Genomic DNA, 13,284 nt, shown 5'->3' with positions numbered 1-13,284 from the left:
TTTCATGATGGTTTATCCTTTCTGCGCTTTCCCTGCCGTCGTACCGTCGAACTTCGCCGGATCCACCACGAACCACACGTCCCCGACGCCTTGCCCGTTCAAATTGCCGCGCGCTCCGTCCTTGACGAAATAATACAGAGGATAGCCCTTGAACGTCGTCTGCTTCGTGCCGTCCGCTCGGGTAATCTCCCCGAAGTCGTCCGGATTCAGGCCGACGGGGACAGCGCCGGAGTCGGCATGGAACGCCGGCCAATTCGCCAGACACGTTCCTTCGCACACGCTCGTTCCGGACGGATCCATGTCATAGTAATAGAGCGTGCGGCCCTGGGAATCGGTCAAGTAGTTCCCGAGCTTATCGTCCGTGCCGATGGCCGCCGAGTAGAACGGCTGCTTGATCAGGAACCAGACGCCGCCGATCCCCTCTCCGAACCGGTCGCCCGCCTTATCCTTGATGAAGTAGTACAGCGGCCAGCCTTGATAGGTGACCTGCTTCGTGCCGTCCGGGCGGACGTGTACGCCGAAATCCGCTGCGTTCAGGCCGTCGGACAGAATCAGCTTGTCGGCCGAGAAAACGGGCCAGTTCGCCAGGCAGTCCTCCTGGCACGAGTCCAAGGTGGCCATATCTTTGGTATACAAGTAGAGCGCGCGACCTTCCCCGTCGGTCAAATAGACGGTCCCGTCGTCCGCTTTCCCCGCGTTAACCCGGCTCCCTTCCAGTTCGGCAGCCTTGTCGCCCGGGATCGCCCCGGCATCGGCCAGCTTGCGGCCGAGCGTCGCATCGCCGCCCTTCGGCATGGCCTGCAGCGCCTCTACGAGCGCCCCGGCCAAATTCCGGTTGGCGAAGCTCGCCGCGTCCGCCTCTTGCCACAGCCCTTTGGTCGCCGCGAAAGCGAGCGTATCCTTGAACGCGAAGTCTTGCCCCGAAGAGTAGCCGAGCGCTTCAAGCAGCACTTTGTACATCTGCTGGCTCGTGACGGGAGCGTTCGGCTCGAAGCGTCCTGCGGTCGTCCCGTTCCACCCCAGCTCGGGATGAGCCTTCAAGTAGGCCAGCACGGGCCGATTGGCGGTTCCGGCCTCCATCGAATCGGCAAAACCCTCGGTACCCGAATAGGCCAGCGCTTCGACTTCCTTGCCGATCAGCCGCAAATACAGGATCGCCGCCTGAAGCCGGGTCGTCCGCTGCGCCAAGTACGCATCGGTCACGCCGTCCCCGTCGCCTTTCAGAACGCCCAGGTCCTGCACGATCCGGTCCGGCGTCAGCGCGGAGATCGGATCGACCTGCTTGGCGGCCGCGGCACCGGTCCCCGTATCGGCCGCATAAGCTCCCAGCGGCGCCATCGTCAGCATAACGGCTGCCAGCAGCCCTCCGAAGATTTTCCCTCTCTTCCTCATTCCACCCGCTCCTCCCGATCCTCATCTCCCTTGCAAACCAAGTTAACGGAGCCTCGGGCGGTTCGGTTCGAAGAAAATTTCAAATTATTTTTTCGATTTGCGTTTTCGGATCTTCAAAGCGGCCGAATAAGCTGTGCCGAACGTTCCGGACAGGCGCATTGAAACCTCCCGGCGATTATGGCATGATCAGAATCAGGAGAGAATGAAGCGAGGACATGCAAAAGGGAGGCTGTCAACCAGTGCCGAACGAAGAAGTGATTCTGACCGCGGAAGGATTGGCCCAATTGGAGGCCGAGCTGGACGATTTGAAATACGTCAAGCGCAAGGAGCTGGCCGAGCGGATCAAGATCGCGCTCAGCTACGGAGATTTGCGGGAGAATAGCGAATACCATTCCGCGAAGGAAGACCAGGCGTTCATGGAGACGCGCATCCTGACGATCGAACGCATTCTTCGGAACGCCCGGGTCGTTGATGCGAACAACATGGATTCGTCGGTGGTCAACATCGGCTCGACCGTCGTCCTCAACGACGTCGAATTCGCGGAGAAGATCGACTATCAGATCGTCGGCTCCGAGGAAGCCAACGTGGCCGAGAATAAAATTTCGTACGAAAGCCCGCTCGGCAAGGCGCTGATCGGCAAGAAGGTCGGCGACGTCGTCCAGGTGGACGCGCCGGCGGGCATGGTGGAATACGAGCTGCTGGAGATCAAATCGAAGCTGTAGCGACCGAAAAAACAAGCCGTTGGAAAACCGGTTCCAACGGCTTCCCCCGCCGTATGATCCATAGGATGCAAGCAGAAACCTTGAATCTCGTCAGGGAGGAATTCGAATGCACGAGGATTGCAAAGCGGAGACGGCGCTGGAGATTCTGATCGGGAAATGGAAGCCCGTCATTTTGTATCATCTCTTTTCCAACGGTACGATGCGGTTTAGCGAGCTTCATAAAGCCATACCGGATATCACCAAAAAGATGCTGACTTCCCAGCTCAGGGAATTGGAGTACCATGATATCGTACATCGGAAGATCTATCCCGAGATCCCTCCGAAAGTCGAATATTCGATTACGGAGTACGGCCAAAGGCTGACCCCGCTCCTCCAAACGATGGGAGATTGGGGATCGGCTCATGAGCGGCATTTAAAAGAGCTGTACGGCGAAGACCGCCCGGCGGAACCGCTCAACCTCAAGAAAGAGACGACCGCGGTCCAATAGGCCGTAAAAAGAAAAATCCCCGCCGCCGCGGGGATTTTTTGCTCTGATTATCTCAGCGTCTTCAGCGCGCCGCCCCATGCGAGGACTTGATCCAGCATGGCATTGACGTTGATCAAATGCAGCTCGGCAGGCTTGAAGGTCGAGTAGTTCTCGAAATCGGTGAAGAGCGACAAGGTCGGATGGACGCGGACATCCGCCACCAGAAGCTCGCCCAGAATTCCGCGCAGATGCTCGGCGGCGCGCGCTCCGCCTGTCGAGCCGTAGCTGACGATACCGGCGGATTTGTTGTTCCAGGGGTCGCGCGCGGAGTCCAGCGCGTTCTTCAAAGCGCCCGTAATGCTGTGATTATATTCTTGGACGATAAATACGAATCCGTCCAGGCTGTCGATCTTGGCGTTCCATGCCGCCAATCCAGGCTCTTGGCCGGTGCCTTCGCCCAGGAACGGCAGCTTGTATTCCGCTATATCGACGATTTCGTAGTCCGCGTCTCCGCGTTCGTCCGCAATCTTCTTGATCCATTCCCCGACTTGAGGGCTGACGCGCCCTTGACGCGTGCTGCCCAGAATAATGCCGATCTTGAGCTTTTCGCTTGCCATCCCCTGTACCTCCCGAAGTGAGTAGATAAGTTACTTGATGTTTCTTTCATAAGTATAGTGGTTGGCAAAACAAACGGGAAGAAGGCACTTTAAAAACACCCGGTATCCTTTGGGAAACCTTCTCTCATTGCCGATCCTGCCGGGAACCGCGAAACGCCAGCGAGTGGAATCCGCCGATATGCCGGAACAGTTCCTTGCCGTCCGTCGGAAAGTTCGGGTTCGTGCCGAACGATAAGTACAACGCGCGATACGGCTCAGGCACCCAGACGTACTGATGCACGTACTCCGTCGCCGTGAATCCGCAGCGCTCCCAGAAGCGAATGCGGGCGAGATTGTCCGGCTCGGGATCGGCTTCGGCCTCGATGATGATCCCGTCCAGCTTCCGCTCCCGCGCATCCCTGACGATCTCCGCCACGAATCTCGCGCCGATGCCCCGGCCCCGCAGCTCCTCGCGTACCGCCAAATAATCGATCAGCAGCGCGTTCGCCTCGCGCGCGATGCCGGCGAACGCCATCGCGTCCATCCGCCCGTTCTCTTCCAGTCCGGCATACAGCAGGCCGAATCCCTTCTCGAACGTCGCTTCGATAATCCGGTCGGGCTTGCTCCCTTTCGGAAAAGCTTCGTGATACAGCTCCAGCGCCGCGGGCCAGAGACGGTCGTCAAGCCGGCCGAGCGTCTCAAATCTCAATTTGCTCCGCCCCCGTTCCCGAAGCTTAAGCCCGTTCCCGCAGGGCGTTCAGACCCAGCGCGAGCGAGCCGCAAAGCCCGGCGTTGTCTCCGAGGCCCGGAGGGACGATATAGTCGTCGATCTCCTGCAGAATGGCAGAAGCGCTGACGTAACCGTTCAGGTTCTTCCGCACCTCTTCGCGGATCATCGGGAAGAGCTGCATCTGATGCATGACGCCTCCGCCCAGAATGATCTTTTTCGGCGACAAAGTCAGAACGGTATTGGCTACAGCTTGTCCGATGTAGAAAGCTTCCATTCTCCACGCCGGATGGTCCTCCGCCAGCTCGCTGCCCTTGACCTTCCATCTCTTCTCCAGCGCCGGGCCGGCGGCGATTCCTTCGAGGCAGTCGCCATGATAAGGGCAGAACCCCTCATACGCGTCGTCCGGATGACGCCTCGTCAGCACGTGGCCCCCTTCCGGGTGCACCAGGCCGTGAATCATTCGGCCTTCCGCGTATACGCCGACGCCGACGCCCGTTCCGATCGTATAATAAACGCAGCTGTCGAGCCCCTTCGCCGCGCCCCAGGTCGCTTCGCCGAAGGCGGCCGCGTTCACGTCCGTGTCCCATCCCATCGGCACGTCGAACGCCTGCTTCAGCACCGGCAGGAACGGATAATCCGTCCAGCCCGGCTTCGGGGTCGTCGTGACGTAGCCGTATTGCGGGCTCGAGCGGTCGATGTTGATCGGACCGAACGAGCCGACTCCGATCGCTTCTACCCCTTTGCCCCGAAAATAGTCGATGACCTGTCCCAGCGTCCGCTCCGGCTGTTCCGTCGGAAAGCTGACCCGATCCTCGATTTGTCCTTCCTCGTTGCCGATGCCGCAGACGAACTTCGTGCCGCCTGCCTCTATCGCACCAATCCGCATGGCCGGTTAATCCTCCTACACGTAAATTTCCCGTTTTCTATTGTAACGCCAAAACGGAAAAAATCACATCTTGAGGAGGATTTATTCCTTCACGCTGCCGAGCACGATCCCTTTCATGAAGAAGCGCTGAAGGAAAGGGTAGACAAGCAGAATCGGCAGCGCGCCGAGGAAGATCTGCGCCGCTTTGGCCGTCCGGTCGTTCACTTCGGCGAGCGTCGCCATATCCGCGGACGTCACGAGCGACAGGTCGCGGTTGATGACGACCGTCTGCAAGTAGCTTTGCAGCGGGTAATGCTCCGGCGAGTTCATAAAGATAAGGCCGTCGAACCACGAATTCCAGTGACCCACCGTCGCGAACAGCGTAATCGTCGCGAGCGCGGGCAGCGACAGCGGAACGAAGATGCGCCACAGCGTCGTCCAGTGGCCGGCTCCGTCGATGAAGGCGGCCTCCTCCAGTTCCTTCGGCAGGCCGCGGAAGAAGTTGAGCAGCAGGATGACGTTGAACACCGGAACGGCTCCCGGCAGCACGAGCGCCCACACCGTATCCATAACGCCCGTGTACTTGATCGTCATATAGAGCGGAATCAAGCCGCCGCTGAACAGGATCGTGACGACGAACACCCACGCGTAGAAGGTGCGCGGCTTGAATTTGCGGCTGTCCTTGGACAGCGGATAAGCAACCAGGATCGTCAGGAGCATGTTCACGCACACCCCGACGCCGACCCGCTCCAGCGTGACGAGAATGGAACGGAAAAACTCCGGTTTCTTGAGCACGAATTCGTAGGAACTGGTCGTGAACTCCACCGGCCAGAACGTGACGTAACCCGCCTGGGCCGCTCCGCTGGAGCTGAACGAAATGGCGAGCACGTGGATGAGCGGAAGCAGGCAGACGATCGCAAGCAGACAGAGGAAAACCGAATTGCAGCCGATAAACAGCTTGCGGCTGAAGGACCCGTATTCGACCATCGACACCGTCCCTTTCAGAAAATGCGGTAATTGGCGAAACGGTAAGCGATATAGTAGGAGAGCGAGATAAAGATCATGGAGACGAACGACTTGAACAGCCCGACGGCCGTCGCCACTCCGTACTGCGCATCGACCAGGCCGATCCGGTACACGAACGTGTCGATGATGTCTCCCGTTTCGTACACTTGGGGGCTATATAAATTGAACACCTGGTCGAAGCCGGCGTTCAGCACGTTTCCGAGGCTTAAAGTTAACAGCAGAATCATGATCGGCGCCATGCCGGGGATCGTCACGTAAAGCGTCTGCTTCCAGCGGCCCGCTCCGTCGACGATCGCCGCCTCGTACAGCGACGGGTTGATGCCGGTTAACGCCGCAAGATAAACGATCGTGTTGAAGCCGAACTCCTTCCACGTGTCGGAAGCGACCAGCACGTATCGGAACCAATGGTTGTCTCCCAGAAAATAAATCGGCTTGATCCCGAACCATTGGAGGAACTGGTTGACGATGCCGCTGGTCGGCGACAAAATGTCGATCAGAATGCCCCCCAGGATGATCCAGGACAGAAAGTGCGGCAGGTATACGAGCGTCTGAATGGTCCGCTTCATGAACTCCTTGCGCACTTCGTTGAGCAGAAGCGCCACGACGAGCGGCACGACGAAGCCCGCCACGATCTTCATCAGCGCGATGAAAATCGTGTTGCCGATGATTTGTCCGGTCTCCGGCATCTCCCATACGTAACGGAAATTGTCCAGACCGGCCCATTGCGAGCCGAAGATGCCCCGGGCCGGCACGAACTTCTCGAACGCGATCACGAAGCCGATCATCGGACCGTAGCAATAAACCAGAATCAGAATCAGACCCGGCCATATCATCAAATGCAGCGGAAGTGTCGCGTTCCGGTTTTTCAACATCTCGCCAGTCCTCCTTCGCCTCCGGGATGTGGACGGCCATCGCGAACGGACGTGCGGGCGGGAGAAGGCCGAACCCTCTCCCGCCTGCGCGGCCGCTTATTTGCTCTTGGCCCAGTCGTTCACTTCTTTGGTGATGTCGTCGCCGCCCAGCTTCTTCCAATCGGCCACGTACTTGTCGAAATTGTCGATCGGGTCGCCCATGATGATCTTGGTGAACACTTCGAGCTCGCGCTTCTGCAGGTTCGAATCCTTCTCGACCATGGCCGGCGTCGGAGCGCCGTAGAACTCGTTCATCATCAGCGTATTGTTCGTGACGTATTGGTTGGTGACGGCGAACGAGCCGGTGGTGCCGAATACCCGTTCATAAGCCCAGCCGAGCGGGTCGGTCGACGTGCCGTCCAGGTACGCCTTGATCTTCGAGTAGTTGTCCTGCTCCTCGGCGTTGAGCTTGGACGTGTCGCCGGACTTGATCGCGTCGGAAATATGCAGATGGATATCCAGGTTTTTGCGGGCCGGCCACGCCTGGAACGGCATGAACTTGAATTTCTCGTACCCGTCGCTCGTGAAGTGCGCCGCGTAGTTTTCGGGGGTCGTCGTTTTCCCCCAGCCCGTCTCGACGAACAGGTTCATCAGCTTGAGCAGCGCTTCGGGGTTTTTGGCGTTCTTCTTGACCGCGAAATACTGCCCGACGGCGAATCCGACCTGCTCCCGGACCGGCTGGTCGTCCGCCGATACGATCGGGTACGACTGCCATTGCGCGTTCGGGTCGTTCTTGCGGTTGTCGACGAGCGGCCAGAGCGGATTGGACATCGTTCCGAACTCGATGCCGAGCTTGCCGGAAGCGGTCAGCTCCGCCTCCTTGCCGCTGTCCTTGACGCCGAATTCCTTGTCGATCTGCCCTTTCTTGTACAGATCCTGGAGCGCCGCCAGCGCCGTCTTCATCTCCGGCTGGATGCTGCCGTAGACGAGATTGCCGCTCGCGTCCTTGATCCACTGCCGCGGATAGGCGTGATACCCGTTCATGAAGCCGGTCAGATCGGCGAATCCGGTGTACAGGTCCTTGTTCATCGCGATGCCGTATGTATCGGCTTTGCCGTTGCCGTCGGGATCCTTCGTCGTGAACGCCTCGGAGATGGCGAGCACGTCCTGCATCGTCTTCGGCTCGGGCAGGTTCAGCTTCTTCAGCCAGTCGCTGCGGATCCAGATCATCGGCGCTCCGTCCATCGACGAGCCGGTATTCGGAATCGCCATCAGCTTCCCGTCGAACGTCGCCGACGCCAGCGCGTTCGGTCCGTCCTGGTTCATGATTTCCTTCAGGAACGGGGAGGCGTATTTGTCGTAAATGTCGGTCAAGTCCATCAGCTCGCCCGCTTCCTGCAGCTGCTTCAGCTGCTTGGAATTGACCGGGATGAAGTCCGGCAGGTCGCCGGAGGCGATCGAGACGTTCATCTTCTGCTCGCCCTGCCCGCCCGGCTGGTCGCCGCTGACGACCCACAGGTTCTTGATCTTGATGCCGAGCTTCTCCAGCATCGTCTGCGTCCACACGTTGTCGTCGATCGAAGAACCGTTCGGATATTTGACCGTGTCGTTGACGATGCGAACGGTCGAAATCTCGATCGGCGGGTCGTACTTGGCGAAATACGGATCGGCGTCGCCCGAAGCGGCGCTGCTGCTTTCCGGGCTGCTCGAACCGGTATCCGCGGCGGAAGACGAAGGACTCGCGGACGACGAAGAGCTTGCGGACGGCGATGCGGAGCCGGAGCTTGCGCTTTCGCCTCCTTTGTTCGAACTGCAAGCGGCCACGAACACGACAGAGAGAACAAGCGACAGCATGGCGGTAGCCCTCATGAATTTGACCATCCCGTACCTCCTCCAAAAATTGGGGTTGGCGATACAAACAGCAATGTAAGCGTTGTAATTTAAGCTTAAGGGAGTCGGGAGATCAGCGTAAATGAACCGATCTTTGGATTCATGGTCTCTTGTTTGGGTCAGTGGGACGAGCGGAATTCCTGCGGGGTGACGTTCAGCCTTTTCTTGAAAAAACGGATGAAATAGCCGGCGGTGCCGAAGCCGACGCGCTCGGCGATCTCGTGGATCTTCAGCGGCGTCTCCGCCAGCAGCTCCTTTGCTTTCTCCAGCCGGAGCCTAGCGATGTGGTCGGACAGATTATGGCCCGTGCACTGCTTGTACAGAACGGACAAGTAGGTCGGATTCAGGTTGGCCACTTCCGCCAGCCGGGTCAGCGACAGGTCGCCGTCCAGCTGCTCGCGGATATAGCCATGGAGCTTGTCGAGCACTTGATGGGTCCGCTCGTCCCGCAGCTCCCTAAGCTTGGCGAACAACGCCGCCGCGGCGAGGAGCAAGGTCCGGTCGGCCCGCTCCCTGCTTCGATGCGCCGGCAGATCGAGCAGCGTCTCCGCGTCGAAGGGCGGCTCTTGCGCGGAAGACAGCTCCGCTTCCGCCGCGGACAATAGCAGCGTCGCAGCCGCATAGTATGCCTGCATATAGTCGGCATGGCTCGCGGGAGCCTCCAGGAATTGCTTTAACGTCTCGGAGAACGGCTCTTCCAGACGTTCCTCCAGCAGCCGTTCCAGCTTCTTGACCATCGTCCGGACGGACGGCATCGAAGCCGGGCCGGACTGACGATGCGGCTCGACGGTCAGCAGCATGCCGGTGCCGGCGCCGAGTCCGAGCAGCAGCTTGCGGCGCATGTCCGCGTATGCCGCGGGGAGCGCCTTCCAGCAGATCGGATAGGCCGTGCTGACGAAGGAGAGCGTCAGGCCCAGCAGCCGGCCGCACGTATCCTGCAGCGATTCCACCGTGCCTTGAACGAACGAAGCTTTGAGCGGCGCGGCAGCCGCAACGCCGTCTTCGCTTCTCCCCGCCGCAGGCTGAAGCAGCAGAAGAAGATGATTGGCGTCCAGATGAACCGGGAAGCAGACGACCGTCGCGAACAGCTCCGAAGCGATATTTTGCAAGGCGTACATCAGCAGCGTCCGGTCCGAGCCGCTCAGACTCTCGTCCCATCGGTCCACCCGGGCCAGCACGGGAGACAACGGCTCGCCGGCGTCGAGCGGAATGCCAAGGTCCTGCATTCTCGCCGGCTGGGGGCTGCCCCCCGCCGCCGGATCCAGCAGCGCGGCAAGCCATTCCCGGTGGAGCAGCGGCAGCGCCAGACGCATCTGCTCTTTCGCCTGCAGAATGATCTGCTCGCTCCGCGACTCCAGCGACAGCTCGTCCATCGCCTTGCGGATGCCGCGCAGGATGGCCTCGTCCCCCTCCGTTTTCAAGATATAGTCGATCGATCCCGTCCGCATCGCCTGCTGAGCCATCTGCAAATCCCGGATGCCCGTCAGGAAGACGATCTTGCAGCGCGGCCAATGTTCGGCGATCCGGCGCTGCAGCTCCAGTCCCGACATGCCGGGCATGCGAATGTCGCTCAGCACGATGTCCATCCTCGTCCGCATCAGCCAATCCATCGCCTCTTCCGGGGAGTACGCCCGGTACAGATCGAGGTCCAGCTCGGCGCGGTCGTCCAGCATCTCGTATAAGCCGTCAACCGTATACGGCTCGTCGTCGACAATCAGCAGCCTGATCAATGGAGTTCCTCTCCTTCCGCGAAAATGTCCCTTTGCCCTCAAACGGAACCCGCCGGGATGACGGGAGGCCGATTCGCAGCGATCCGCACAGGTTCGCTTCCCGTGCCGGGCTTTGCCGGCGTCTCGGGCAGAATCATCGTCACTTTCAAGCCTTTCTCCTCTCCGATCTCCAGCGTCATTCCCCCCGGCTCTCCGTATTGGATCCGAAGCCGGCGATGGATGTTGACCAGACCGCATCGTTCGGGCGGCTGCTCGCGCTCGAGCAGAAGCGTCTGCATGTCGAGCAGCTTGGCCGCATCCATCTCGCCGCCGTTATCCTCCACGCAGATAAGGACGGCGCGATCCCGGCGCTCGAACGTCACCCGGATCCAGCCGCCCTTCCCTTTGTCGGTCAGCCCGTGATTATAGCAATTCTCGATCAGCGGCTGCAGAATCAGTCGCGGAACCGGCAGATCGGCGGCCGATTCGGGCGGATCGCCGAACTCGACGCGGATTCGGCCCGCGAAGCGGAACGACTGAATCTCCGCGTAAGTCCGGGCGTGCTTGACCTCGCTCCCCAGCGGTACGTCCTCCATTCCGTCGCGGGTGATGTATTCGAAGTACTCTCCGAGGTGCTTCGTAAAATAAACGATGTTGTCGTTGTCGTTCAGCATCGCCATCCGGTACAGAATGAAGTAGCTGTTGTACAGAAAATGCGGGTTGATCTGCGCCTGCAGATGCCGCAGCTCCGCCGATCTCGCGCGGAATTGCTGCTCGTACACCTCGTGGACCAGCACGTTCAGACGTTTGACCATGCCGTTGAATTGGCTGTACAAATAACCGAATTCGTCTCTTAGCGAATAATGGACTTCCTGATCGAAATGGCCTTGTTCGACTCTTCTAAAGGAGCGGACGAGCTTTTTGAGAGGCTGGTGGATGATCAGATAGATCATGTACGCGAACAGCAGAACGACGACGACCATGACGAGCGACAGCGCGTTGAACCAGGAACGGTACGTATCCAGCGAGGCGTTCACGCGCTTGCTCGGCAAATACATGTAGAGCGTCATGCCGAGGCTGGACGACGGCTGCGACACGACCGTATACGGCAAGTCTCCCAACTTGACGGAGCGGATCGCAGGTTCGTCCGGCGAGTCGGCGGGCGGCGGATCTGCCGACAGCGCGTCTACGGACGGCGCGTCTACGGATGGCGCTTCTGCGGACGGCGTTTCTGCGGATGGCGTTTCTGCGGCGGCTCGCCCGTTCAGGCCCGCGATTTCGTGCAGGATCTGAGCCCCCTCCTCCTCATGCCCCGTTCCGCTCACCGTCCAGGGGATGCGGTTGCCGGACAGCACCGCCCCGCCTCCTTCGCTCGTCAGCTTGTTCAATTCCTCGGCGAGCTCCCGCTTGGAGATTTCCACCGTCAGCAGGAACACCGGCTCCTTGCTGCTCGAGACGGCCGGATCGGGATACGGCAGGCTGATAAAGATCCGGTCGTGCCAGACGAGGAACGGGGATTCGAAGCGGTTCGTCGATTGCGTCAACGCCTGCATCTGGTCTCGGTCCAGCGCGGTGAAGATGTTGTCGTTGGCGGAGATCGTCCGATTCATGACCGGGATGAACGCGCTCGCGTTCTCGACGAACTTGCTCGAGCGCTTCAGGATGTCCAGCCGCTTCTTCAGCCCGAGCTGCGCCTGCATCTTCTCGATCTCCGTCATCACTTCCGACGACGAGGTCAGCTTGAGCAGGTCGTCGTCGTTCAAATATTCTTGCAGCAAAGAGATGACCCTTCCGAGGTCGAACTCCAGCATGTTCATATACATCGACGTCCGGGACTGCAGAGAATCGGTAATTTCCTTCTCCACCGTCTTGGAGCCTTCGCTGTTCATCCGCCAGCCGATGATATACATCGGACTGAGCACCAGCAGAAACGTGAGCACCAGCTTCGGATAAATCGATAACGAGGCGAACTTGCGCCAAGCTTGCATCTTTATCCCCTCCGTAGGCTTCTGTCTTCCGCCAGCTTACGATTCCTCCCGTTCGGACGGGCTTTCGGGGAGCTGACGAAATTCTCCCGGCGTCATGCCCGTCATTTTCTTAAAGTTGTTGGAAAAGTAATGGACGCTCGCATAGCCGAGCCTCTCGGCCGCCCGTTCCGTCGTCTCGCCGCGCAGCAGCGCCTGCTTCGCCCGCTTGATCCGCTCGGCGACCAGAAACGCCTTCGGATTGCGTCCGAACGATTCGCGGAACACCTTCGTGAAGTAGCTGGGGTGGTAGCCGCACAAGTCGGCCAGCTCCGCGACCGTCCAGTCGCGCGCGGGCTGTTCCGTCATCGCCCGAATCGCCGGTTCCAGCCGATCGCCGAGCCGGCCGCGCTCGTGCCGGGCCAGCGCATGCCGGACGACGGTCAGGATCAGCTCCGCCGTCAGGGCCCGAAGCAGCAGGGCGCTTCCCGGAAGCTCCTGCCGGTATTCCTGAACCATCCGCATCAGAAGCGCGTCCGAGCCGGGAAGCTCGAACCGGTGCGGGACGGCGATCTCGCCGCGGCCGTCGACCGCAAGGCGGACGGGCTCGGGCGTTCCGGTCAGCCGCTCCCAGGGAAGCTCTCGAATCGCCAGCGCGGGGTGGACCGGCTGCGGAGATTCGGCGTGCAGCCGGAAATGCAGACTGAAATAATCCGTTCGCCGGACAACGGTTAACAGATGCGCGGCCCCTTCCGGGTAGAAAACCGATTCTCCGGGACGGATGCGAAGCTCTTCGCCGCCGAGGCGCAGCACCGCCTCCCCCGATACGACGTGGAACAGCTGGCAGTCCGGATTCGCGCGCGGTCCCCAGCGCTCGCCGGGCTCCGCAGTGTCCCGGCTGGCGAAATTAAGGGCCGGCGCCAGGTCGCTCAGCGTTCTGACGGACATGGATATCCCCCTCTCGGCTGCCGATCTTGAAAAAACGTAAAAAACAATTCGAATTTGTCTAAATACGGAAATCGGACGATTCGGTAAGATGAAGGCGTAATCAGGATTGGATAAACAATCGATTC

Annotated in this window: 12 protein-coding genes; 2 read left to right on the top strand and 10 right to left on the bottom strand. The window is 59.9% G+C overall.

Annotated elements, in window-relative coordinates:
* Positions 1-12: 12 nt before the first annotated feature.
* Positions 13-1,392 (bottom strand): hypothetical protein, encoded by a 1,380-nt coding sequence (locus H7C18_RS04690; RefSeq protein ID WP_185127855.1) that lies wholly within the window; start codon positions 1,390-1,392, stop codon positions 13-15.
* A gap of 239 nt (positions 1,393-1,631) precedes the next feature.
* On the opposite strand from H7C18_RS04690, the gene greA reads away from it, so the two are divergent.
* Positions 1,632-2,114 (top strand): transcription elongation factor GreA, encoded by a 483-nt coding sequence (greA, locus tag H7C18_RS04685; RefSeq protein ID WP_185127854.1) that lies wholly within the window; start codon positions 1,632-1,634, stop codon positions 2,112-2,114.
* A gap of 106 nt (positions 2,115-2,220) precedes the next feature.
* On the top strand, positions 2,221-2,601 hold the full coding sequence (locus H7C18_RS04680) for a winged helix-turn-helix transcriptional regulator (RefSeq protein WP_185127853.1): 381 nt from the start codon (positions 2,221-2,223) through the stop codon (positions 2,599-2,601).
* Between the two features lie 47 nt (positions 2,602-2,648).
* On the opposite strand, the gene H7C18_RS04675 is transcribed toward H7C18_RS04680, so the two are convergent.
* From H7C18_RS04675 to H7C18_RS04635, 9 genes are all read right to left on the bottom strand, one after another.
* Positions 2,649-3,197, bottom strand: coding sequence for an NADPH-dependent FMN reductase (locus H7C18_RS04675; protein WP_185127852.1), 549 nt, complete (start codon positions 3,195-3,197; stop codon positions 2,649-2,651).
* Between the two features lie 124 nt (positions 3,198-3,321).
* A complete protein-coding gene (locus tag H7C18_RS04670) occupies positions 3,322-3,885 on the bottom strand; it encodes a GNAT family N-acetyltransferase (RefSeq protein ID WP_185127851.1) in 564 nt (187 codons plus the stop codon).
* A 25-nt stretch (positions 3,886-3,910) separates the two neighbouring features.
* Complete coding sequence (locus tag H7C18_RS04665) at positions 3,911-4,792, bottom strand: ROK family protein (RefSeq protein WP_185127850.1); 882 nt, start codon at positions 4,790-4,792, stop codon at positions 3,911-3,913.
* A gap of 81 nt (positions 4,793-4,873) precedes the next feature.
* Entirely contained in the window at positions 4,874-5,758 is an 885-nt protein-coding gene (locus tag H7C18_RS04660; protein ID WP_185127849.1) for a carbohydrate ABC transporter permease, read from the bottom strand.
* A gap of 14 nt (positions 5,759-5,772) precedes the next feature.
* Complete coding sequence (locus H7C18_RS04655; protein ID WP_185127848.1) at positions 5,773-6,669, bottom strand: ABC transporter permease; 897 nt, start codon at positions 6,667-6,669, stop codon at positions 5,773-5,775.
* Between the two features lie 96 nt (positions 6,670-6,765).
* Entirely contained in the window at positions 6,766-8,529 is a 1,764-nt protein-coding gene (locus tag H7C18_RS04650; RefSeq protein WP_238357466.1) for an extracellular solute-binding protein, read from the bottom strand.
* Positions 8,530-8,657: 128 nt separating this feature from the next.
* Positions 8,658-10,268 carry a response regulator transcription factor gene (locus H7C18_RS04645; RefSeq protein WP_185127847.1) on the bottom strand — a complete coding sequence of 537 codons (1,611 nt, stop codon included), beginning with the start codon at positions 10,266-10,268 and terminating at the stop codon, positions 8,658-8,660.
* A gap of 38 nt (positions 10,269-10,306) precedes the next feature.
* Complete coding sequence (locus H7C18_RS04640; RefSeq protein WP_185127846.1) at positions 10,307-12,235, bottom strand: sensor histidine kinase; 1,929 nt, start codon at positions 12,233-12,235, stop codon at positions 10,307-10,309.
* Between the two features lie 36 nt (positions 12,236-12,271).
* Positions 12,272-13,159 (bottom strand): AraC family transcriptional regulator, encoded by an 888-nt coding sequence (locus H7C18_RS04635; RefSeq protein ID WP_185127845.1) that lies wholly within the window; start codon positions 13,157-13,159, stop codon positions 12,272-12,274.
* Between the last annotated feature and the right edge of the window lie 125 nt (positions 13,160-13,284).

It is taken from the genome of Cohnella zeiphila (genome assembly GCF_014212055.1).
GTDB lineage: Bacteria > Bacillota > Bacilli > Paenibacillales > Paenibacillaceae > Cohnella > Cohnella zeiphila.
Note: the sequence above shows the minus strand (reverse complement) of the source record. Positions and strands in the feature narration are given on the sequence as shown.